Source organism: Selenomonas sp. oral taxon 149 str. 67H29BP (genome assembly GCF_000146365.1).
GTDB lineage: Bacteria > Bacillota > Negativicutes > Selenomonadales > Selenomonadaceae > Centipeda > Centipeda felix.
On sequence record NZ_GL397087.1, the window covers coordinates 407,040 to 428,940 of the forward strand.

Sequence of the window (21,901 nt, forward strand, 5' to 3'; positions counted from 1 at the left end):
CTCTACTCCTCCTTCTTCTGCTCTCCTTCCGTCTCCTCCGACGGAAAGAGTTCACGTATGATCTTATCGGTCGCCGCACGATCCATAATCCACACCGTATCATCATCCCGCGCAAAATCGCCCGGCAGCATGATGGTGCGCGGCGGCTGTGCATTCAGCTTCCGCACCACATTCCCGATATGCACGGAATCAAATAACTCAGCACTTGTCGTCACGTTCTGCTTAAGAATATCCGCAATCTGCGGAACCTTCGGCAGCGTATCTACACGGAGCAGCTTGGCGTAGAACGCCTTGACAAACTTTTGCTGCCGCTGCGTACGCCCGAGATCGCCGAGATCATCCCCACGATAGCGCAGGTACTGTTCCGCCTCTGCCCCATCGAGATGGCGATACCCCTGACGCATGTGAATGGAAAGACCCGCCTCCGGATCGTCATAGTCCATATCCCGCTCAATGTAGAGATCGACCCCCCCGACAGCATCGACAATCTTCTCAAAGGTATCCATATCGATGACAACGTACTGATGAATCGAGATGTCGAACATCTGATTGATCGTCCGCACCATCAACGGTGCTCCGCCCACTGCATAGACGTGGGAAAGGCGCGTCTCCCCCTTCCCCTGAGCCATAGGCACCCACGTATCGCGCGGGATATTGAGGATGCGTACCTTGCCCGTCGCATTCTCCATGCTCATGAGCAGAATGGCGTCCGCACGCTTTTCCGGTGCTTCGTCCATATTCACTGCATCGTCGAGACCGAGCACGAGAACATTCGTATAGCCGTCAAACCGCACATCGACCTCGCCGCGGTTTTCCTCCTGACGAACGAGATATGCCTCATACATTTCCCGTATATCATGGTACGCCTCAACACCCCATCCGATCAGATAATAGCCCGAGATGCCGACAAAGACGAGGAGAAAGACCGTGCAGATCAGGCGAAAAAGTCCGCGCAGGACGGCCATGCGTCGGCGGCGTGCACGCTGTGTGCGGCGTCGCTTTATGTTCTCGCGCGAGTTTTCGCTTGCCAGCTGTGCCGCGAGATCCTCCGTATCATAATCGGACAACGCCCCTCTCCCCCCTTTTTCCCTCTGTTCAGCGCTGCCGCAAAAGCAGTTCGTTCCGTGCCGCCACCGTATCCGGATGAACGAGCCCTCCCTTTTTCAGAACGAATTGGATGGACTCCGTGAGTCCGACCAGCAGCATCGCGTCGAGTGATGCCGTACGCGCGAGCTCCCGCAGATGCTCCACCTCCGGATATTCACGCGACGGCTCAATCATATCTGCAAAGTAGATGATCTGATCGAGCGCGGTCATCCCTCTTCCCCCAACCGTATGCCGCCAGATCGCCTGCGCAATGCCCGCGTCATCGACGCCATAGTCCTCATAGATGAGATAGGCGCCCACGTAGGCGTGCAGGAGCAGGGGCATCGCCGCCTCGATCCTGCCGATGGGAATCCCGCGCCGCCGCGCCTCTCCGGGAAGCTCCGCTGTCGCGTAGGTGCGCCCGCAGTCATGCAGAAGCCCTGCGGTACGTGCGCGTTCCTCGTCCATGCCGAAGCGTCGTGCCAGTTCCGCCGCCGTATCCGCCACCCCGAGCGAATGCTGATAGCGTCCCGGCGCAAGACGTTCTGCCAGACGAGCGCGCATCTCCTCATACGTCATGTCCATGCGCACGATATAACCCCCTCCCTACAATATACTCCTCTACGGCACGCGGTACAAGATGCCGGATGGATTTTCCTGCGCGTACGCGTGCGCGGATCATCGTCGACGAGATCTCCAGATGTGGCGTCGGAACGACGTCAATGTGGCGGCGCTCCTCCGCTGTAAACTGCTCCGCGAGAAGCGTCTCATCAAGCGGCGTCCCCTGCCGCGTCGCCACGATGAACTGACAGGACTGCAAGAGGCGATGCGGTTCATGCCATCGGTACAGATCATTCATCGCATCCGCACCCGTAATAAAGAAAAGCGCCGCCCCGTCAAATTGGTCGTGGAGCGCCGCTATGGTATCCACCGTATAGGACGGTCCCTCCCGACGCAGTTCCATGTCCGAAAGAGAAAAGTTCGGATTGTCCTGTATGGCACACGCCGTCATGGCAAAACGATCCGCAATGGATGCCGCACGTGTGCCGTCCTTGTGCGGGGGACGTGCGGAAGGGATAAAGAGCACCTCATTCAGCTCCGCCTCCGCGCGCACCATCTCCGCCGTAATCAGATGTCCCATGTGAATTGGGTCGAACGTTCCACCCATGATTCCGATGCGCTTTTCCATCCGATTCACCTCACGATGCAGACTGCCAGCAAAAGAACGGTGCAGAGCAGTAGGAAGGTCGCCCCCGCATACAGATAGTCACGCAGATCATGCCGTCCCTTCGGCGATTCTGCATACTGCCGCATAGTGCGCCAATATCCGATCAGGCGCCGCATCCGCCGCACGACTCCGATGCAGCAGGCGTATTTTCCCGCACCTGCCCCTCGCCATAGACAAGATACTTCGTACTCGTCAGAGCCTCGAGCCCCATCGGACCACGTGCATGAAGTTTCTGTGTGCTGATGCCGATCTCCGCACCAAAGCCAAACTCGAACCCGTCCGTAAACCGCGTCGAAGCATTGACATAAACCGTCGAGGCATCTGCCCTCTGCTGAAAGGCATGTGCCGTACGGATGTCATTCGTCACAATCGCCTCGGAATGCCCTGTCCCATAGCGATTGATGTGACGCAGTGCGGCATCCATATCCGCGACGACACGGACGGAGAGGATGAGGTCACCGTACTCCGTCGCCCAGTCCTCCTCCGTTGCCGCAGCCACGTCGCTGAGAATCGCACACGTCTCTGCACAGCCGCGCAGCTCCACTCCATCGACACGCAGTTGCTCTGCCATCTGCGTCAAAAATGCAGCGGCAATATCACGATGCACGAGCACGGTCTCTGCCGCGTTGCAGACTGAGGGGCGCGAAACCTTGGCATTCCGCACGATACGACATGCCATCGTGAGGTTCGCGCCGCGGTCAACATAGATATGACAGATGCCGGATCCCGTCTCGATCACAGGGACGCTGCTGCTCTCCACGATGTGGCGAATCAGCCCTGCCCCGCCGCGCGGAATAAGGACATCCAGCAGCCCTGTGAGATGCGTCATCACATCCACGGCACTGCGCTCCTTCATCGCGAGCATCTGAACGGCTCCCACAGGAATGCCGGCAGCATAGGCAGCGCGTGAAAGGACATCGGCAATAACAGCGTTGGAGCGCAGTGCATCCGAGCCGCCGCGCAGGAGCACGGCATTTCCTGACTTCAGACAGAGCCCGATCGCATCCGCCGTCACATTCGGGCGCGCCTCGTAGATCATACCGACAACCCCGAGCGGTACGCGGACACGGTGAATCTCCAGACCATTCGGACGGCGCACAGCGTAGTCCTCCCGCCCAAGCGGGTCAGGAAGCGCTGCGGTCAGCTGCAGCCCCTCCGCCATCGCATGGATGCGCTCCGGCGTGAGCCGCAGGCGGTCGATGTAGCAAGCGCGCACCTCCGCCGCCTCAGCGTCTGCCACATCGGCGGCGTTCTCCTGCAGAATCTTCGCCGCGTGCTCCGTCAGCGCCGCCGCCATCGCATGCAGAGCCCCATCGCGCACATCGCTGCGGAGCACCGCAAGAGCATAGGATGCCTCCTTTGCGGCTTCCGCCTGCGCCCGCACTGCCTGCTCCATCATCGCCATCGCTCCTTACTGCATCAGCACCAAATTATCCCGGTGTATGATCTCCTCATGTGATGCGTCTGAGACAAGACCTTGAAAGTCCTGCGTCTGATGTCCCATCAACCGTGCTATATCCGCCGTGCCGTAGGCGGTGATCCCACGGGCAATCTCCTGTCCCTGAGGGCTGAGCACACGCACCATCTCGCCCGCGGCAAAGTCGCCGTCCACGGCCGTCACACCGACGGCGAGAACACTCGCACCGCGCTGCATCGCCGCTGCACACCCAGCATCGACAGACAGCTCTCCCGCGAGCTTCTTGCCAAAGGCGAGCCAGCTCTTGCGCGTCCTGAGATGCGCCTCACGCGCAGGGAAGATCGTTCCGATGTCCTCCCCACGCAGAATGCCGCGGATGATGCCGTCCTCATCACCGCGTGCTATCACCATCGTCGCACCGGCATTGCGCGCAATCTTTGCCGCCTCGATCTTCGTCTGCATCCCGCCCGTGCCCTGCGCTGATCCGGCACCGCCCGCAAGATGCTCAATCTCGGGCGTAATCTCTGCGATCTCGGAGATCAGCTGCGCCGACGCATCCGTCCGCGGGTTTGCCGTATAGACTCCGTCGATATCCGAAAGGATAATGAGCGCATCGGCATCGACAAGTGCCGCGACAACCGCCGAAAGGTTGTCGTTGTCTCCGATTTTGATCTCATCCACCGCCACAGCGTCGTTCTCATTGATGACGGGAATGACCTGCATATCAAGCAGGGCGAGAAGGGCACGGCGCGAGTTGATGTACTGATGATGACGCGCCGCATTCTCCTTGGTCAGGAGCACCTGTGCCATCGTTCGTCCATACTCATGAAAGAGCTTTTCATAAATGTGGAGAAGGTATCCCTGCCCGATCGCCGCAAGGGCCTGCCGCGCAGGCACCGCTGCAGGACGTTCCTTCATGCCAAGCGCATTCATTCCCGCCGCAATTGCACCGGAGGAAACGAGGAGAATCTCCTTGCCCTGATTGGCCTCGTCGATCAGCTCACGCACAAGATGCTCGATGCGGCGCAGATTCATTCCGCCCGAGGGATGCGTCAGCGTACTTGTTCCAACCTTTACGACAATGCGCTTCGCCTCGGAGAGACGCGCCCGCGCAGTCACAGCTCAATCCTCGGCTTGTCAAAATTTCGTTTGAACAGGAGCCCGTTCCTGCCGATCACCTGAACGAGGTTGGCGTCGGCGCGCTCGGCAAGCATGGTAATCGCGTCTGTCGGTTCCTCCGGCGCATTCTGCAGAACACGCACCTTGATCAGCTCGCGCTTTTTTATCACCTCACGTGCGGATGCCACCACAGCAGGACTGACTCCCTCCTTGCCGATCATGACGACCGCTTCCTCCGTCATGCCGAGGGAGCGCAGCTTTCGTATCTGCTTACTGGAAAGTGATTTTCGCAGCAACGTCTTTCCTCCGTTAATCCTGATAGTCGAACGCCATATCACCGATGTGGACGGTCATGCCTTCCTTGATGCCGCGTGCACGGAGCTTCTCATCCAGCCCCTTGAGCCGCCATATATACTGGAATCGGCGCACGGCTTCATCATTGTTGAAATTGGTCATGGCGACCAGCTTCTCGATGGCCTTTCCCGAGACGATGAAATCGCCCGCATCGTTGCGTGAGACCGTCACCTTCTCGTCATCGTCCGCATTCTGATCGTAGACGACGACATCATCCTCCTGCGCCTCCGGCTCAGGGACATAGGCGTCCAGCCACGCACCGACCCGATCAATCAGCTCCTGCACGCCTTCACGCGTCGCCGCAGAGATAGCGAAGAACGCAAGCCCCTCCTGTGCGGCGAGCTCCTTCAGACGCGGCAGATGCTCCGCCGCAGAGGGAAGATCGATCTTGTTGGCGACGAGGAACTGTGTGCGCCGCGCAATCTTCTCGCTGTAGCGTGCCAGCTCCGCATTGATCTTGTAGTAGTCCTCTACAGGGTCACGGCCTTCGATCCCGGAAGCATCCACAATGTGCAGGATCAGCCGTGTGCGCTCCACATGGCGCAGAAAGTCATGCCCCAGCCCCACGCCGTCGGCGGCGCCCTCGATCAGCCCTGGGATATCCGCCATGACGAAGCTCTTCTCATAGTCCGTCTGGACAACGCCGAGGACAGGCGTAATCGTCGTAAAATGGTAGTCTGCGATCTCGGGACGTGCAGCCGAGCAGGAAGCGACAAGGCTCGACTTTCCGACACTCGGATAGCCGACCAGCCCGACATCGGCAAGCAGCTTCAGCTCAAGGCGAAGCTTTCGTCCCTCGCCCGGCTCACCGAACTCAGCAAAGGACGGCGCACGGTTGGCAGAGTTGGCAAACTTGGCATTGCCGCGCCCGCCGCGTCCGCCGCGTGCAATCACCGCCTCCATCCCAATCTCTGCGAGGTCGGCAAGCACCTCTCCTGTCGCCTCATCCATCACAATCGTACCGGGCGGGACATCGACATAGAGGGGGGCCGCATTTTTACCGAACTGGTTCTTGTACTCACCGTTCTCGCCGTTCTTCGCGACGAACTTGCGGCGATAGCGAAAGGAGAGCAGCGTATTCAGATTGCGGTCGGCACGAAAGATCACATCGCCGCCGCGTCCGCCGTCACCGCCCGAAGGACCGCCCTTGGGCATAAACTTTTCATGGCGAAACGCGGACTTGCCGTGACCGCCGTCCCCCGCCTTCACCGTGATTTGGGCACGATCGATAAACTGCATACGTCCCTCCCTCTTTACACAATAAGCTGTTCCCGCAAGTGCATTTTCACCTGCGAAAACAGCTTCTAAAAGAGCCTGTACTAGAGAGTACAGGCATCTCTGCGTATCAAACTTCCGTGCGCTCTTAGACCGCTGCACCCGCGAGCGGATACACGCTGATCTGACGCTGATGGCGTCCCTTGCGCTCGAAGGCGACCTTGCCGTCAATCTTTGCAAAGATCGTGTCATCCTTGCCGATGCCGACATTGTGCCCCGGATGGAAATGCGTACCGCGCTGACGTACGATAATGCTGCCTGCCGTCACATGCGTACCCGCCTGCTCCTTCACGCCAAGGCGCTTCGAATGGCTGTCACGTCCATTGCGCGTCGAGCTGACACCCTTTTTATGTGCAAAAAGCTGCAAATCAAACGAGAACAAATTATTCACCCCTTTACTGCCTGAATCTGAATGCCTTTCGGGCTGATCTTTTCAATCTCTGCGAGTCCCATCCACATGGTTCGCAGAATCGCTTCACTGCGTTCATCCGGCGGTTCAGAGAGCCGCACACGGAGGTTGCCGCTCGCAATGTCATAGGTGACGGCGCGATGCAGATGCTCCATTATTCCGAGAAGCGCGGACTGCGTGAGCGCAGATACACCGGCACAGACAATATCCTGTCCGCGTGCCGCCGTTCCGCTGTGCCCTGAAACAGCATAACCGTCGATCATCCCATCTTCATTCACGAAGATCTTGACCGAAATCACGGATTAGCCCTCGATCTTCTCGATAACGACTTTCGTGAACGGCTGACGATGACCCTGACGCTTGCGGTAGTTTGACTTTGCCTTGTACTTGAAGACCAGGATCTTCTTGCCCTTGCCGTGTGCCGCGACCTTGCCCGTCACCTTCGCGCCGTCCACCATCGGACGACCGATCTTGACATCTGCGCCGTTGACAACGGTCAAAACCTGGTCGAAAACGACAGCCTCGCCCTCGCCCGCCTCGAGCTTCTCCACAAAAATGGTATCGCCCTCAGCGACCTTGTACTGCTTGCCGCCCGTCTTTACGATTGCATACATGAAAACACCTCCCTATCACGTTACTCGCCGGCTGCGGTTCGGCAGCGCCGATTGTGTGACCTCGCCGTGCGGTTGGGGATGGGCTTTCGCCCAAACAGGCTATACGCCTACATTAGGGGATAATAGCATATCAAAAGGGCAGTTGTCAAGACGGAGAGATAGAACACTCCCTCGATTCTGCTGTCATTCTCCGCTGACTCATGTTATTATTAGTGTGGATTACAGAAGACAGAGCGTCCTTCATGGCATAAAGAAGGCTCTCTCCATAAGTAAGACAAACTCATCCGTTGAAAGGAGACAGATAGAATGAAGCCGATATGTCAGAACTTCCAAATTTCAGAAATAGATTTGCATGATTCATTACTGCAAGATATAGCGGTTTTATATCAAGAAAAAAGGATTGTCATATCATTGATATTGCCCCAATTTCCTCCCATAAGAAACGCAGAACAGGCAGCAGCTCTAATTATGGAGAACACATCACATTTTGACATATCATTCGAAGAACCATGGGGACAAGGAACATATATTTTCTCAGAAGAAATACGGCAATCTCCAAATGGACAACTGCATTTGACCATAACGTTGAACTCTGGTGACACAATAAGAATTATCGGAACGAAGATATCTTTAGAGAAATCCCCTCAATGAGGCTGATGCTCAAAAAGCAACTGTTCTGTGAACGATATCATAAACAACTATCGAAACAAGATCATTATTTACGATAATATATGTCTATTCTTTAATCATACCGCCAAAGATTTTATTTTCGTATGCCAACAAAACAATATTCCCATACAGGCTCTTGAAGCATTTCTATATCGGGAAAGGCGATTCAGCCCGCCATGCACAGAAGGCAGGGCTGCTGAGCGAAGTTGAATGGCTTTACGCAGCGCCCCAAATGAAATGGATAGGAGATGCCCCTATTCCCAGCCGCTCACCAGATGCTTTGCCAGCAGGAGGGCAAGAATGCCGAGCACGATGCTCAGCGCGATATAGGCAAGGGCGACGGCGAGCTTTCCGTTCTCGATGAGAGAAAGCGTTTCCAACGAAAAGGTGGAGAATGTCGTAAAGCCGCCGCATATCCCTGTCTGGAGAAAGAGGACAAGGCGTGGGTCAAGGCCGCTCTGACGTCCCGCCAGACCGACGACGGCGCCGATGGCGAAACATCCAAGGATGTTGACAGCAAACGTAGCAAGAGGAAAACCGCTCCCGAGTTTCGGCACGACCTGTCCCAGCAGAAAGCGCAAAATCGCTCCGACCGCTCCGCCAAGCCCGACGGCGAGGACGCTCATTGTACCGTTCCCGCACGCAAATGTGCCACATCGTTCATGCGCGTCAATACAGCAAAACCGTCGTCCTCGAAGCGGATGCAGTTAACCGCCGTGTTGAGCTGAGAAATGTGCCAGATCGAGCGGATCGGCATGGCAAGTATATCGGCGATCAGAATGCGGATTGCCGCACCGTGCGAGACGATGATGACGCGCTCGCCTCGATGCTCTGCGGCGATCGTGCGCACACGCCCTGCGATGCGCTTTTGGAACACGGAAAAGTCCTCACTGTCCGGAATATTCGCATGCTCCGGATCACGGTAAAAATGCTTCAGCGTCTCGGGATCCTCGGTGTTGATCTCACTGAAGAAGCGCCCTTCCCATGCCCCGAAGTGAAGTTCGCGCAGAGCAGGATCGGGTACAACGGTCAGACCGAGCCGCGCTGCAAGCGGTGCCGCCGTCTCCATCGTCCGTATGAGATCACTCGCATAGAACGCATCTGCATGGCCGACGTCGAGATGCTGTCCGAGCAGTGCTGCCTGTGCGTGTCCCTCCGGTGAGAGCGGCACATCCGATTGTCCCTGAAAACGTCCCGTCTTATTCCACTCAGTCTCCCCATGACGTATGATGATAATTTCCGTCATTTCCCTTCCCCTTCCTATGATTTTCTATGCGCGAATCTCACAGACAACGCCGCCCGAGATCAGCCGTTCCTGACACATAAAGGCATACGTGCCGTAAAATTCCTGTGCCAGCTGATGCGTACGCGCGTCGATCGCCGCCGTCGACAGATCGGATGCCCAGAGTGCACCAACCACCGTACCGCTGTGTGCCACCAGCGCACCGAGCGCTCCTCTGCTCTGCGCCGCCGTGATGAAGCGTTCCAGTTCTGGCTTTTCTAGGTGCCGCTGGTTGCGCCGTGCGCTCTCGGTCGCCGCCTGTCCGAGGAGGTGCTCTTTTTCTGCCCCACTCACGGCAAATGCCTGATCGACCGTATGCAGCAGAGCGCGATAGGCGTCGTCCTGGTCGCCTGCATTGCCCTTGCTCTGATAGTAGGCGATGGTATCGACCTCACCGCCCGCATCAAAGATGGAGATGCCGAGCAGCGGAACATTATGGTACTGACCGAACAGTTCCCCCGTCGTATGACTGACGTGCGAAAGCCCCGCAAAGGCAATGCCGTCGCTCGGCTCGATGGCGATGGCGATGTCCATGATCTCGCGCGCCGTCAGTTCCCGTCCGTATGCACGCGCTGCGGCATAGGATACCGCGGCGATATCCGCACTCGAGGACGCCATGCCCTTACCCTGTGGGATCTCCGTCTCAAGACGGATGCCAAAGCGAAACGCCTCCTCACCGATGTGAACGAGCGTCCGCCGCAGTGCTTCCTGTGCCTTGGTCCCCAGTCCATGTATCCCCGTAAACGCATCCGAGACCGTCGCCGTCGCATACATGCTGATCGGTGCGGTGACAAGAAACGGCGTTCCCGCAAGAGAGCCCTCGATCAGCTCCCCGCAGGACGCGGGCGCTTTTGCTATAATTTCCATAATAACCCCCAAATGTTCGGATGTGTTGATGCCAGGGAAAAGGTGGCGAGAACCAGAGTCTCCGTCAATACGGTGACCGCACCATAGACATCACCTGTCACTCCGCCGAGGATATTGGTGATCGTGCGGCAGAAAAGAAGGGCAAAGAGCACGCCCAACAGCAGCGAAAGTGCCGCCAATACGCCCCACGGCAGGACAAGCACCGCCGTCGTCACAGCAGCGATGAGAACGGTGCGTCGATCTGCCATATCGGCAAAGGTCTTTCCGACACCTTCCACACGGGCGTATGGAAAGAGCGCGATCGCAAGTACCATGGCAAGCCTGCCGATGATTGGCATGACGAAGAGCGCGGGCACAAAGAGGAGCGGATGCATATCGGAGATCAGGGCAAACTGCACGAACATGAGCATGACGAAAGAAACGACGCCAAATGCGCCCGCGCGGCTGTCCTTCATGATCTCGAGCTGACGTGCGCGCTCCCGCCCCGAGAAGATGCCGTCCGCCGTATCCATAAAGCCGTCCGCATGGATACCGCCCGTCAGGAGAATCGGCAGGATGAGGATCAGGACGCACGTCAGCGACCGCACGCCGAGGAAGTAGATGAGCACCCACGCCGCAAGCATGTAGCACAGGCCGAGCACGAGCCCCACCAACGGGAAAAAACGCGTACTGCGCCCAAAGTCCTCCGCCGTCCACGCCGTCTGTCGGACGAAGCGGATCCGTGTGAGAAACTGAAGGCCGATCAAAAAAGAATGCATAGAACCGATCCTTAACGATAGAGCGAAAACAAATAGGCAAAGAGCAGAAATAGAACCGTCGCCGTATACATGAGCCGTACCGCGCCCAAGATGTGTTTGGGGGCAATGTCCATGTGGGCGTCGCCCATATAAGCACGGAAGTGCTTTTGTCCAAAGTAGTAGTTGATGCCGCCGAGACGGATGTGCAGTGCGCCCGCCACAGGAGCCTCCGCATATCCGCCGTTCGGACTGGGATGCCCCGCCGCGTCGCGCCGCAGGATAAAGAGCGCGTTGCGTGCATCATAGCGCAGGAGGAAGGCCGCCATCACAAAGAGGATGCTCGTGATGCGCGCGGGAACATAGTTCAGCACATCGTCCACACGCGCCGCCATGCGCCCGAAGTAGAGATAGCGGTCATTCTTGTAGCCGAGCATGGAGTCCATTGTATTCGCTGCCCGATAGAGCACGGCGAGCGGTGCGCCGCCGAGGAGAAAGAAGAAAAGCGGCGAGATGACTCCGTCCACTGTATTCTCCGCGACGGTCTCAATCGCCGCGCGCGCAGCGTCCTCCTCGTCGAGCTCCGCCGTATCCCGCCCGACGATATAGCCGACGCGCACCCGTGCACCCACAAGGTTATCCCCGTCGAGCAGGGCATAGATTTCATGCCCCGCCTTTGCCAGTGACCGTGGAGAGATACAGAAATAGAGCAGGATGATTTCGAGGACATCTGCCCCCCATGCCACAGGCAGATGCCGCGTGGCAAGGATCAGCCCCTCCGCCGCAGCGTAGGAAATCGAGAGGACAATCAGCACCAGCAGAGTCCCCATGGCGAACTTCCTGCCGTCTCCTCCATAGGATGGATAGAGGTGCCAATCCAGCCATCCGATAAATCGCCCGAGAAAGGCGACGGGATGCAGGCGGTTCTGCGGATCCCCCGCTATCGTATCGAGAAAAAACGCCGCCATGGCGGCGATGGGCGGGGCGATCATCATGACTCTCCTGCCGCAATGATCGCTGCCAGTTTATCCATATCGAGACTCCGCTGCACCGTCGCAGCCAGACGGTCATAGGCATGCTCCTTTTCCGCCCCGCAGCGGTACTGAATGGGAAGCTCCTCCATGCCGCGCCGCACGCGCAGGCGGTTGAGCACCGCCCGACGGAAATGATCATCGTCAAAGATGCCGTGGATATACGTGCCCACGACTCCTCCGTCTGCCGAGGCCGCGCCGTCCAATACCGACTCTTCCGCATTTCCTGCACGGACGATGCGGAACGGACGGCATACCTCCTCGGCAAATGTGGTGTCGCCCATGTGAATCTCATAGCCCCGCATCCCGTGCACAGAGATGTTCTCCCCCAAGAAGGGAAACGCCGCACAGTCCGCCGTGACCTGCCTCAGATGCTTGCGCGCGGCAAAGGTCGTCGTGAGCGGCAGATACCCCAGCCCCTCCACCGCATCATGCTCCGACTCGGTATGGAGCGGATCGGAGATCCTCTCCCCGAGCATCTGATAGCCGCCGCAGATCCCAAAGAGCGGCGTTCCCGCTGTGACGCACGTACGGATCGCATCCGCGAGCCCTGCCTGCCGGATGTGAAGGAGATCCTCCGTCGTATTCTTCGAGCCCGGCAGGAGGATGAGATCCGGATGCCCCAGTTCCTCGGGCGTGCGCACGTAATAGAGCGCGACATCCGGCTCGTGTGCCAGCGCGTCAAAGTCCGTAAAGTTCGAGAGTTTCGGCGTGCGAATGACCGCGATGCGCAGCTGTCCATCGAGGGCGGCCGTATCGCCATAGTGCTGCTCGTCGAGGGAGACAGAGTCCTCCTCGTCGATGCCGAGCGCGTCGATGTGCGGGACGACCCCGAGGACAGGCTTTCCCGTCTTTTGCTCCAAGAAGTCAAGGGCGGGCGTGAGGAGGCTCACATCACCGCGAAATTTGTTGATGACAAGCCCCTTGACAAGCGCGCGCTCCTCCGCGTCGAGCAGTTCCAATGTCCCCACGAGAGAGGCGAGCGCACCGCCGCGGTCGATGTCGGCGATCAGGAGGACGGGCGCACGGAGATGCTTTGCCACGCGCATATTGACGATATCGTTCGCCTTGAGGTTGATCTCGGCGGGGCTGCCCGCACCCTCGATCACGAGCAGATCATACGCGGCACGCAGGCGATCCAGTGACACCTCAACGGCCTCCCACGCCTTGAGCGAATAGCCCGTGTGGTACTCCCGCGCACTCATATTGCCGACCGGTTCGCCCATGATGACAACCTGTGACTGCGCGTTCCCCGTCGGTTTGAGGAGGACGGGGTTCATATCGACTTTGGGGGCAAGACCCGCCGCCTCCGCCTGTGCCACCTGTGCCCTTCCCATCTCCCGCCCGTCGAGCGTGACATAGGAATTCAGCGCCATGTTCTGCGCCTTGAAGGGCACGACACGCTTGCCCTGCTGATGAAAAATACGGCAGAGTGCCGTCGTCAGGATGCTCTTGCCGACATGGGAGCTCGTCCCCATCAGCATGATGCTCTTTGCCATTTACACCGCCTCCGCCAGTTTTTTGAGATCAACAGGAATGCCGCAGGTGACGAGATAGACCTTTGCCGCGCGGCGGGCGAGCTGCTGATTAGCAAGCCCCGCCATATCCCGATAGAGCCGTCCGAGGCGATTGGCGGGAACGATCCCGTCTCCCACCTCATTCGTGACAAAAATTGTCGTCGCATCGGCTTCCTCAGCGGCACAAATGAGCGCATGGATACGCGCCTCGACATGGCGTGCAAAGGAGTCGCGCTCCTGTTCCTCCTCCGAATACTGGAGCATGTCGTTGCTGAGAAACATCGTCACACAGTCAAAGAGGATAACGCCGTGCGCCTTCCCCGCCTCCCGGATGGCATTCTCAGAGGAAAATGGTGCCTCGTAGGTCGTCCAGTCTGCCGGACGGCGCGACTGATGCAGATCGACACGCAGCTGCATTTCTGCATCATAGATCTGCGCAGTCGCAATATAGGCGACGGCTGTGCCGCTCTCTGCGGCACAGCGCGCCGCACAGCGTTCGGCAAACGAGGATTTGCCCGAGCGAACGCCGCCCGTTACGAGAATGATCTGCCCCATTGATGACACGCCTCCACAAAATGCTCCGCCGCGCTGCGGCATCCTGCAAAGTGCAGGTGCAGATAACTGCCGAGCGTATTCCTGCGGCGATGTCCTGCCGCATACTGCGCGCCGCTGCGCAGTTTCGTAAAGCGGAAAGGACGGAGCCCACTCTCTTCCGCCTCCGTTTCCTCGACGGAAAAGTGAAACTCGTGCCCATGCAGGATAAGCCCTGTCGTACCGAGTATCGTATCCTCCGTCTGCTCCGCCTCCACGTAACCGACCATCTGCAGGCGTTCGGTCATGCGCGCCCGTGCCGCGAACACCCCCGCCATCTCATGCTCTGCTCCCGCAAAGTCCACCATGGAGCGCATGAGGTACATATAGCCGCCGCATTCGGCGTAGATGGGCATCCCCTCCTCCGACGCTGCACGTATCGCAGCGCGCATCGCCGTATTTTGCGCTAGGTCTGCGGCAAACATCTCGGGGAAGCCGCCGCCGATGATGATGCCGTCCACATCCGGCAGTGCCGCATCGTGCAGCGGGCTGAACTCCACCAACTCCGCGCCGCATGCACGGAGTTCGTCGAGACTCGCCGCATAGTAGAAGGAAAACGCCTCATCGCGCGCAACAGCAATGCGGCACGGATACTGCGGCGAGTATTTCTCCCCCGCTGCTGCCGAAAGGGGCGGTGCCGTCTTAGCCAGAGCCATAATGCGGTCGATGTCGAGCCCCGTCTCAACGCACGTCCCAAGGCTCTGAATCATCGCCTTTGCTTCATGCTCCTCCACGGGGGTCAGACCAAGATGACGTTCGGGAAGGACAAAAGAAGCATCGCGGCGCAGCGACCCATAGACAGGCATATCAATCCCCGCCATAGCCGTACGAACCATCGCCTCATGTGTCCCGCTGCCGAGACGGTTGAGCAGTACACCTGCGAGTTTTATGCTTGGATCGTAGCTGCGAAAGCCAAGTGCTGTCGCAGCAGCGGAAGCCCCGACGGATTTGACATCCATGACGAGGAGCACGGGCGCATCCAGAACCTTTGCGATGGCGGCGGTCGAACTGATGCCGCGCCGGCCGCCGTCGTACAGCCCCATCACACCCTCGATCACGGCAATGTCTGCGCCGCGGCACTCACGGGCAAAGATTTCCGCGAGCCGTGCCTCTGGCACAAGCCATGTATCCAGATTATGCCCCGTACGCCCGCCTGCGATGCGGTGATAGCCGAGGTCGATGTAGTCGGGGCCGACCTTAAAGGACTGTACGGAAAGGCCGCGCGCCCGCAGTGCTGCAAGCAGTCCTGCCGTCAGCGTTGTCTTTCCTGCCCCCGACTGCGTTGCCGCGATCACAATGCGCGGAATATTCCACTGCATGATGTGCTCCTCAGGGACGGGTATTGTCGATCATATACATCAGCGCATTGACTGCCGCCGCCGCAATTGGGCTGCCGCCCTTCGACCCTTCGACCGTAATGTAGGGAACGATGTCGTTTGCGGCGAGCTCCGCCTTGGACTCTGCCGCACCGACAAAGCCGACGGGAATACCGACGATACAGGCAGGGCGAATCCCCTCCTCACGAACCAGGCGCAGAACCTCAAAGAGCGCCGTCGGTGCGTTGCCGATGGCGACGATGCTGCCGTCCATATCCTTGCCAAACGTACGCATGGCAACCATTGAGCGCGTAATCCCCTCCGCCTTTGCGCGTGCGGCAACATCGGGATCCGCCACCAGACAGTGCACCGTACCGCCGAACGAGGCAAGTTTCTTCTTGTTGATGCCCGTACGCACCATCTCGACATCCGTATAGATATCGACCCCGCGTTTCAGAGCGGCAATCGCCGCGTCGATCGCCTGCGGGTGTACGCGTGTAATGGGCGCATAGCCCACATCTCCCGATGCGTGAATGAGGCGCGAGTAGAGCTTCGTCTCACGCTCGTCGAGATGCAGCTCTGCCAGATGCGGTGCGATCAGCTCCATACTGCGATTTTCAATGGTCATCGGCTCTTTGATAAAATCCATGAAGGTCTCCTATTTTCTATCGTAAATATCAGCAACAAATGTCAGAACTTCCTCCGCCGTATGGGCCAGATGCGGATAGGAAAGCACGGGGCGGTCGATCACCACGACAGGCAGACCGAGATCTTCCGCCGCCTGAAACTTCGCATCCGTCCCGCCGACAGTGCCGCTGTTCTTCGTCACAATCACGTCTGCTTCGTACTTCTCGTACATGGCACGGTTCAGCGCACGGGAAAAGGGCCCCTGCATCGCAATGATCTGCGCGGGCGTCAGCCCCAGCTCCGCGCAGAGTGCCACGACCTCCGCCGTCGGCAGAACGCGCGCTGTGAGCACGCAGTCAAACGTCGCTGCTGCATGGACGAAACGCTCCAGATTGCGGCTGCCCGTCGTCAGAAAGATATGCCGCCCCAAGCCCGCCGCGGTCTCCGCAGCCTCCTCATAGGAGTGTACGAGATGCACCTTCTCATACGAGATATCGCTCAGATCGCGCTCGTAGCGGATGTAGGGAACATCTGCCGCCGCACACGCCGCCATGGCGTTGCGCGAAACATTGACAGCGTAAGGATGCGTCGCATCGACAAAGACGCGAACGTCATGTGTCCTAAAATACGCCGCCATTTCATCCGCATTGAGCGGCGTATCATGCACCGTCAGATGCCCGCCTGCCGCACGCTGCGCCTCGAGCAGCTGCTCCCCGTAGGAACTCACAACAGATGCTGTCACGTCGTATCCCGCTTCGCAGAGACGGCGGACGACGGCACGCCCGTCCTGCGTCCCCGCTGCCGTGAAGATCACAGCCCCGGCTCCCGCTTCTGATAGCCACGCGGCGTAATCATCCACTGCCCGTTCTGCTTCGTCTTCGAGTTGCCGATGATCACAATCGAGAACATATTGATGTCCTCTTTGGTAAACGCACCGAGGGTTGAGATCACCACGTTCTCTCCCTCACGGCTCGCCGACGTCACAATGCCGACGGGCGTCTCAGGCGCACGCTCACGCAGGAAGATCTCCTGCACGGCCTGGATCTGGCCGACGCGCTTATGGCTGCGCGGATTGTAAAGCACCGTGACGAAGTCTCCCTTCGCCGCGAGCTCTGCACGCTCCTGGATCAGCTCCCATGGCGTGAGGAGATCGGAAAGACTGATGACGGCAAAGTCGTGCATGATCGGCGCACCAAGGAGCCCTGCCGCCGCACTCATTGCCGAGACACCCGGGATCACACCGCCGAATTCGGGACGCTGATCCTCATCCATCTTCATGAGGAGTTCGAGCACCAGCCCGGCCATACCATAGATGCCGGCATCGCCGCTTGAGATCACGACGACATTCTCCCCCGCTGCTGCTTCCTCCAGTGCCGCACGGCAGCGATCGATCTCCTGCGTCATGCCCGTATCGAGCACCTTTTTCCCTTCGACCAGATCGGCGATCAGCTGGATATAGCGGCTGTAGCCGACAACTGCCGTTGCTTCCTCAATCGTGCGATGTGCACGATAGGTCATATCATCCGTACTGCCGGGGCCAATGCCCACAACACTTATTTTTCCCATAGGAGTGCCACCGTCACTTTCCCAAATACTGTTTTTCCGAGTGCCATGCGGCCGCCTTCCGCGCCTGCTGCACAGAGTGCCGCCGCCTCACATACATTTCCGACACCGATTGTTTTCCGCACAAAATCCGATTCGGTCAGACCATAGTCCTCAATCATCTGCCGAAGCTCCTCCTGCGGGAAAAAGACAATCTCACGGCCGAGCGTCCGCGCGGCTGCGAGAAGCCCTGCCTCATTACGCTTGACCTCGGTGCTCGCAAAACAATCGATCGCGGATGGTTCCCGTCCGATCATCCCACATGCCTCCGTCAACGCGCGGAGAATCTGGGCCTCCGTTACACCGGCACGGCATCCTACGCCCGCGATCAGGCGCCGTGGAACGAGATAGAGCGTCCGCTCCTCCGCAGTGGCAGGCACATGCTCCGCCCCAACGATGACAACGCGACAGCTCGTCCCATCCGCAGGAGGAACCACACCGCGAAAGAGCCGTGCGCCGATCTCCTGCTCCCGCAGCTGCGCCTCATAGAAGGCGGCCTGCGGCAGATCACTGTCGATATCGTAGTGCACTTCCTCGCCTGCCATGAGCGCCGTATTCAGCACCTGTATGGCAGACTTTGGCACAGGGCGCAGGGCAAGCCGCGCAGCGATGGCATCGGGGGCGAGCACACCCGTCACATCCGTTGCCGTCGTAATGACGGGATCCGCGCCCACCGCCGCACAAAGCGTGCGCGTCAGATCATTCGCCCCGCCGACGTGGCCCGAAAGGAGACTGATGCCATGCCGCCCCTGCTCGTCAAAAACGATCACGGCGGGGTCGTACAGTTTGCTGCGGACACAGGGGGCAAGCGTACGCACGACAATCCCCGTCGCCATGACACAGACGAGTGCATCATAGCGTGAAAACGCCGTCGTAATCGCCGCGGACAGATGGGCAAAACAGGCAGTATGTCCTGCCGTTGGTGCACTGCCATTCAGCCGCTCCGGCAAATAGAGCTGCGCCTCTCCGTCAAGGGCGGCACACAGACGCGCCGCAAGCGCAGCTCCGCCGTCCGTCAGGGCAAAGACAGCAGCTCTCACTGCTTTGCATCCCGAAACATGTGCGAGAAATTGGCAGCATAGAGCCGCGACGGCTCATACACCGCATCGAGGCAGTCGCCGACCACGATCATCGCCGTGCGGTCGATCTCCTCCGCCTTCACCTGCTCCGCAATCGTCGCAAGCGTACCGCGCAGGATCTTCTGCTCCGGCCATGTTGCGCGCTGCACAATGGCGACGGGGGTCGTCGGCTCATACCCGCCCGCTGTCAGCTCTGCCGCCACCTCCTCGATCATCGTGATCGAGAGGAAAATACACATCGTCGAATGGTGTGCAGCGAGACTGCGCAGCTTCTCGCGCTCCGGCACGGGTGTGCGCCCCTCGTTGCGCGTGATGATGACCGTCTGTGAGATGCCAGGCAGGGTATACTCCTGCCGCAGCGCCGCCGCTGTCCCGAGAAAGGAACTGACGCCCGGCACAACATCATAGGAAAAGCCGCGCTTTTCCCACGCGTCCATCTGCTCTTGAATCGCCCCATAGATCGCAGGATCACCCGTATGGAGACGCACGGTCATCTTCCCTGCCGTCTCCGCACGCGCGATCACCGCAATGACCTCATCAAGCGTCATGTGCGCCGAGTTGTGGATCTCCGCCTCCTCCTTGCAGAAATCGAGGAGGGCGGGGTTCACGAGCGAGCCGGCATAGATAACGACATCCGCCTCAGCCAGATAGCGTGCGCCCTTCACCGTGATGAGCTCAGGGTCACCGGGACCCGCACCGACAATATGAATCATGTATTCCTCACTTTCTCTGTGCCGTAATGATATAAATCGGATTCAGTGCCTTTGCCATATCGTAGGGACCGACGCGTTCCAACCGACTGATCTGCACCTGTATAGCCTCGTAGGTATAGAGCTCCGCATGCGCATGGAAATAATCCAGACAGGCGGCGACCGTCTGCATCGTAATCGCATTTGTCACGATGCGTCCGCCGCTGTTCATCCGCGTTCCGATGATATCCAGAATCTCGGGCAGACGCCGTCCGCTGCCGCCGATCAAAGCGACATCGAGATGGGGAAGCCCATCCAGCGCGGCGGGAGCCGCCCCCTCGATCACCGTGAGGTTCGGCGTGGAAAAACGTGCCGCATTCTCCTTGATGAGGGCGATTCCCTCGGGATTTTTTTCGATGGCGTAGACATGCCCCTGCGGCGCAAGACGCGCTGCCTCCACCGAGAGTGAGCCCGTCCCCGCACCGACATCATAGACGACAGCATCGGGAGCAATCTGCGCCTTGACGAGCGTGAGAGTGCGTATCTCCTCTTTTGTCATAGGCACATTACCGCGCACAAAAGCGTCATCTTTTATGCCGAGATTCATGCATCATCCTCCTTCACCGCACAGACGATAATCACGCCGTGCCCAATTCCTTCATCACGCGCCGCATCTCCCAGCGTCGTCCGAACAATGTTCTCATCCGCATAGGAAAGGCGCGTCGCTATATACATCATGTCATCTGAACGCCAGCCTGATGAGAGCAGGCGCTGCGCGATGGTCTGCGAGTTGTGCTTCCCGTCCGTCAGCATCCCGAGCACGGCATCTGCCGTACGCGCGAGCTCCTCTGCCCGCGGCTCGCGCCCGTGAAAACTGAGCAGACGCGCACCGTGCCACGGCAGGGCGAGCCGCGCAAAGGCAAATTGGATCGAGCTGATGCCCGGGATCACAGCCATCTGCTCTGGCGGGAACGTCCGCCGCAGAGCATCCAGCATCGAGTAGTAGCCGGGATCTCCCGAGACCATGACCACCACATCATCGTCGCGGAGCGCATCCCGGATAAAGGTCAGCACCTCTGCAATATCCGCTCCGATCGCATGCGTACGTACCCCCGCAGGAGCAAGATCGGCGAGCGCGCGCCGCCCGCCGACGAGGACGCGCGCGTCATGAATCGCCGCCCGTGCCTGCGGCAGAAGATAGGCGGGGTCGCCGGGGCCGATGCCGACGACGGTGATCGTATGTCTCATGCGTTCAGTCTCCATCCACAAGCATCAGCAAAAGCCCGCGCCTGCTCATCCACACCGAGGATCTCCCCCGCGAAATTCACCATGACGGCACCGACCTTCATTTTCCCGAAGAGATACCTCTCCGCACGGATACGCACACGTGCGGCGATCACCGCGCAGACCCGCTCAGCGAGCCCTGCCGACGCGATCACCGCCAAGGCATCCTCCGTCGTATTTGATGCCAATACGGCGCGCACCTCCGTCTGGCTGAGCCCCTCGGCGGCACCATACGCCGCGAGCGTCTCCAGCCGTGCATCCGCCATGCGGTTATGCGTATGGAAAATACCGGCGGCAATCTTCACGAGCTTGCCCGTATGACCGAGAATCAGTACACCCTTTGTGCCGCGCTCGACGGCGCGCTCCAGCATAAAGCCGATGAAGTTGCTCGTCTCAATAATCGCTGTCTGCGAAATTCCCAGAGAGAGGGCAATCCGCTGCCCGATCTTCCCGGGGACGAAGACGAGCACCTCCTCCCCCGCCGCACGTGCCACATCGATCTGCGGAACAAGGGAGTCCTTGAACGCCTCCTCAGACATGGGGCGAAGCACGCCCGTCGTACCGATCACGGAGATGCCGCCCTCTATGCCGAGCACGGGATTGAGCGTCTTCTTTGCCAGCTCTGTCCCGGCCGGGATGGCAATCGTCACCTCTGCACCGACATCCTCCCGCCCCGTCATCTCGGCGACAACGCGTCGGATCAGCTCGCGCGGTCCCTGATTGATCGACGGCTCACCGACAGGAAGGCTCATCCCCGGCTTTGTCACCGTGCCGACCCCCTCGCCCGCACGGAATACAATCCCATCGGCATCATCGCATAGCCGGATCGTCGTGAAAACGGAAACGCCGTTCGTGATATCGGGATCATCGCCCGAGAACTTGACGACCTCTGCACAGATCCCGTCCTCCGTGCGTGTGACCACCTTGACGGGAATCGTCAGCGGCGTTCCGTCCAGTGCCGTGAGGGAAATCTCCTGCCACGGCTTCCCCTGCAAAAAGAGAAGTGCCGCCTTGACCCCGGCTGCCGCGCACGCACCTGTCGTATATCCGCTGCGCAGTTCTGTCGCCATACATCGTCTCCGTCAAAACAAGAAATTTAGGAAGCACTGAT

Annotated in this window: 28 protein-coding genes; 1 reads left to right on the forward strand and 27 read right to left on the reverse strand. The window is 59.1% G+C overall.

Features of this window, described 5'->3' with window-relative positions; genetic code table 11:
- Window positions 1–2 precede the first annotated feature (2 nt).
- From HMPREF9166_RS02010 to rplU, 11 genes are all read right to left on the reverse strand, one after another.
- Window positions 3–1,067 (reverse strand): LCP family protein, encoded by a 1,065-nt coding sequence (locus HMPREF9166_RS02010; RefSeq protein ID WP_039980850.1) that lies wholly within the window; start codon window positions 1,065–1,067, stop codon window positions 3–5.
- Window positions 1,068–1,095: 28 nt separating this feature from the next.
- Window positions 1,096–1,671 (reverse strand): bis(5'-nucleosyl)-tetraphosphatase (symmetrical) YqeK, encoded by a 576-nt coding sequence (gene yqeK, locus HMPREF9166_RS02015; protein ID WP_009442374.1) that lies wholly within the window; start codon window positions 1,669–1,671, stop codon window positions 1,096–1,098.
- Window positions 1,655–2,275, reverse strand: a complete 621-nt coding sequence (gene nadD, locus HMPREF9166_RS02020) for a nicotinate-nucleotide adenylyltransferase (protein WP_009442375.1) — start codon at window positions 2,273–2,275, stop codon at window positions 1,655–1,657. The genes yqeK and nadD overlap by 17 nt, the downstream gene beginning before the upstream one ends.
- Before the next feature lie 5 nt (window positions 2,276–2,280).
- Window positions 2,281–2,430: a hypothetical protein gene (locus HMPREF9166_RS12665; protein WP_170950763.1), complete on the reverse strand. Its 150-nt coding sequence runs from the start codon at window positions 2,428–2,430 to the stop codon at window positions 2,281–2,283.
- Window positions 2,418–3,713 carry a glutamate-5-semialdehyde dehydrogenase gene (locus HMPREF9166_RS02025; RefSeq protein ID WP_039980852.1) on the reverse strand — a complete coding sequence of 432 codons (1,296 nt, stop codon included), beginning with the start codon at window positions 3,711–3,713 and terminating at the stop codon, window positions 2,418–2,420. The genes HMPREF9166_RS12665 and HMPREF9166_RS02025 overlap by 13 nt, the downstream gene beginning before the upstream one ends.
- A gap of 12 nt (window positions 3,714–3,725) precedes the next feature.
- A complete protein-coding gene (gene proB / locus HMPREF9166_RS02030) occupies window positions 3,726–4,850 on the reverse strand; it encodes a glutamate 5-kinase (protein ID WP_009442378.1) in 1,125 nt (374 codons plus the stop codon).
- A complete protein-coding gene (locus tag HMPREF9166_RS02035) occupies window positions 4,847–5,146 on the reverse strand; it encodes a YhbY family RNA-binding protein (protein ID WP_009442379.1) in 300 nt (99 codons plus the stop codon). Before HMPREF9166_RS02035 ends, proB begins: the two co-directional genes overlap by 4 nt.
- 13 nt (window positions 5,147–5,159) lie before the next feature.
- Entirely contained in the window at window positions 5,160–6,443 is a 1,284-nt protein-coding gene (gene obgE / locus HMPREF9166_RS02040; RefSeq protein WP_009442380.1) for a GTPase ObgE, read from the reverse strand.
- A 124-nt stretch (window positions 6,444–6,567) separates the two neighbouring features.
- Complete coding sequence (rpmA, locus tag HMPREF9166_RS02045) at window positions 6,568–6,870, reverse strand: 50S ribosomal protein L27 (protein WP_006691322.1); 303 nt, start codon at window positions 6,868–6,870, stop codon at window positions 6,568–6,570.
- Window positions 6,867–7,187: a ribosomal-processing cysteine protease Prp gene (locus HMPREF9166_RS02050; protein WP_006691323.1), complete on the reverse strand. Its 321-nt coding sequence runs from the start codon at window positions 7,185–7,187 to the stop codon at window positions 6,867–6,869. The genes rpmA and HMPREF9166_RS02050 overlap by 4 nt, the downstream gene beginning before the upstream one ends.
- A gap of 3 nt (window positions 7,188–7,190) precedes the next feature.
- On the reverse strand, window positions 7,191–7,502 hold the full coding sequence (rplU, locus tag HMPREF9166_RS02055; RefSeq protein WP_006691324.1) for a 50S ribosomal protein L21: 312 nt from the start codon (window positions 7,500–7,502) through the stop codon (window positions 7,191–7,193).
- Window positions 7,503–7,808: 306 nt separating this feature from the next.
- On the opposite strand from rplU, the gene HMPREF9166_RS02060 reads away from it, so the two are divergent.
- Window positions 7,809–8,153, forward strand: a complete 345-nt coding sequence (locus HMPREF9166_RS02060; protein WP_039980854.1) for a hypothetical protein — start codon at window positions 7,809–7,811, stop codon at window positions 8,151–8,153.
- Between the two features lie 272 nt (window positions 8,154–8,425).
- On the opposite strand, the gene crcB is transcribed toward HMPREF9166_RS02060, so the two are convergent.
- From crcB to cbiD, 16 genes are read right to left on the reverse strand one after another with little or no spacing between them, the layout of a single operon-like run.
- The gene (gene crcB, locus HMPREF9166_RS02065) at window positions 8,426–8,797 is read right to left on the reverse strand and encodes a fluoride efflux transporter CrcB (RefSeq protein WP_006691328.1); all 372 of its coding nucleotides are present in this window, start codon (window positions 8,795–8,797) and stop codon (window positions 8,426–8,428) included.
- Window positions 8,794–9,417 (reverse strand): histidine phosphatase family protein, encoded by a 624-nt coding sequence (locus HMPREF9166_RS02070; RefSeq protein ID WP_009442381.1) that lies wholly within the window; start codon window positions 9,415–9,417, stop codon window positions 8,794–8,796. Before HMPREF9166_RS02070 ends, crcB begins: the two co-directional genes overlap by 4 nt.
- Window positions 9,418–9,441: 24 nt before the next feature.
- The gene (locus HMPREF9166_RS02075; protein WP_009442382.1) at window positions 9,442–10,320 is read right to left on the reverse strand and encodes a GHMP kinase; all 879 of its coding nucleotides are present in this window, start codon (window positions 10,318–10,320) and stop codon (window positions 9,442–9,444) included.
- Window positions 10,308–11,078: an adenosylcobinamide-GDP ribazoletransferase gene (gene cobS / locus HMPREF9166_RS02080; protein ID WP_009442383.1), complete on the reverse strand. Its 771-nt coding sequence runs from the start codon at window positions 11,076–11,078 to the stop codon at window positions 10,308–10,310. Before cobS ends, HMPREF9166_RS02075 begins: the two co-directional genes overlap by 13 nt.
- Before the next feature lie 11 nt (window positions 11,079–11,089).
- Entirely contained in the window at window positions 11,090–12,046 is a 957-nt protein-coding gene (cbiB, locus tag HMPREF9166_RS02085; RefSeq protein ID WP_039980855.1) for an adenosylcobinamide-phosphate synthase CbiB, read from the reverse strand.
- The gene (locus HMPREF9166_RS02090) at window positions 12,046–13,584 is read right to left on the reverse strand and encodes a cobyric acid synthase (protein ID WP_009442385.1); all 1,539 of its coding nucleotides are present in this window, start codon (window positions 13,582–13,584) and stop codon (window positions 12,046–12,048) included. The genes cbiB and HMPREF9166_RS02090 overlap by 1 nt, the downstream gene beginning before the upstream one ends.
- Window positions 13,585–14,157, reverse strand: a complete 573-nt coding sequence (gene cobU / locus HMPREF9166_RS02095; protein WP_009442386.1) for a bifunctional adenosylcobinamide kinase/adenosylcobinamide-phosphate guanylyltransferase — start codon at window positions 14,155–14,157, stop codon at window positions 13,585–13,587.
- The gene (locus HMPREF9166_RS02100) at window positions 14,136–15,512 is read right to left on the reverse strand and encodes a cobyrinate a,c-diamide synthase (RefSeq protein WP_009442387.1); all 1,377 of its coding nucleotides are present in this window, start codon (window positions 15,510–15,512) and stop codon (window positions 14,136–14,138) included. The genes cobU and HMPREF9166_RS02100 overlap by 22 nt, the downstream gene beginning before the upstream one ends.
- Before the next feature lie 10 nt (window positions 15,513–15,522).
- Window positions 15,523–16,158, reverse strand: a complete 636-nt coding sequence (locus tag HMPREF9166_RS02105; protein ID WP_006691336.1) for a precorrin-8X methylmutase — start codon at window positions 16,156–16,158, stop codon at window positions 15,523–15,525.
- Window positions 16,159–16,167: 9 nt separating this feature from the next.
- Window positions 16,168–16,950: a precorrin-6A reductase gene (gene cobK, locus HMPREF9166_RS02110; protein ID WP_009442388.1), complete on the reverse strand. Its 783-nt coding sequence runs from the start codon at window positions 16,948–16,950 to the stop codon at window positions 16,168–16,170.
- Window positions 16,947–17,702 carry a precorrin-3B C(17)-methyltransferase gene (gene cobJ / locus HMPREF9166_RS02115; RefSeq protein WP_009442389.1) on the reverse strand — a complete coding sequence of 252 codons (756 nt, stop codon included), beginning with the start codon at window positions 17,700–17,702 and terminating at the stop codon, window positions 16,947–16,949. The genes cobK and cobJ overlap by 4 nt, the downstream gene beginning before the upstream one ends.
- Window positions 17,690–18,778, reverse strand: coding sequence for a cobalt-precorrin 5A hydrolase (locus tag HMPREF9166_RS02120; RefSeq protein WP_009442390.1), 1,089 nt, complete (start codon window positions 18,776–18,778; stop codon window positions 17,690–17,692). The genes cobJ and HMPREF9166_RS02120 overlap by 13 nt, the downstream gene beginning before the upstream one ends.
- Window positions 18,775–19,530 (reverse strand): precorrin-4 C(11)-methyltransferase, encoded by a 756-nt coding sequence (gene cobM, locus HMPREF9166_RS02125; RefSeq protein WP_009442391.1) that lies wholly within the window; start codon window positions 19,528–19,530, stop codon window positions 18,775–18,777. Before cobM ends, HMPREF9166_RS02120 begins: the two co-directional genes overlap by 4 nt.
- Window positions 19,531–19,537: 7 nt before the next feature.
- Window positions 19,538–20,113: a precorrin-6Y C5,15-methyltransferase (decarboxylating) subunit CbiT gene (gene cbiT / locus HMPREF9166_RS02130; RefSeq protein WP_009442392.1), complete on the reverse strand. Its 576-nt coding sequence runs from the start codon at window positions 20,111–20,113 to the stop codon at window positions 19,538–19,540.
- Window positions 20,110–20,754, reverse strand: a complete 645-nt coding sequence (gene cbiE, locus HMPREF9166_RS02135) for a precorrin-6y C5,15-methyltransferase (decarboxylating) subunit CbiE (RefSeq protein ID WP_254655000.1) — start codon at window positions 20,752–20,754, stop codon at window positions 20,110–20,112. The genes cbiT and cbiE overlap by 4 nt, the downstream gene beginning before the upstream one ends.
- Window positions 20,751–21,860 (reverse strand): cobalt-precorrin-5B (C(1))-methyltransferase CbiD, encoded by a 1,110-nt coding sequence (gene cbiD / locus HMPREF9166_RS02140; RefSeq protein ID WP_009442394.1) that lies wholly within the window; start codon window positions 21,858–21,860, stop codon window positions 20,751–20,753. Before cbiD ends, cbiE begins: the two co-directional genes overlap by 4 nt.
- Window positions 21,861–21,901 lie beyond the last annotated feature (41 nt).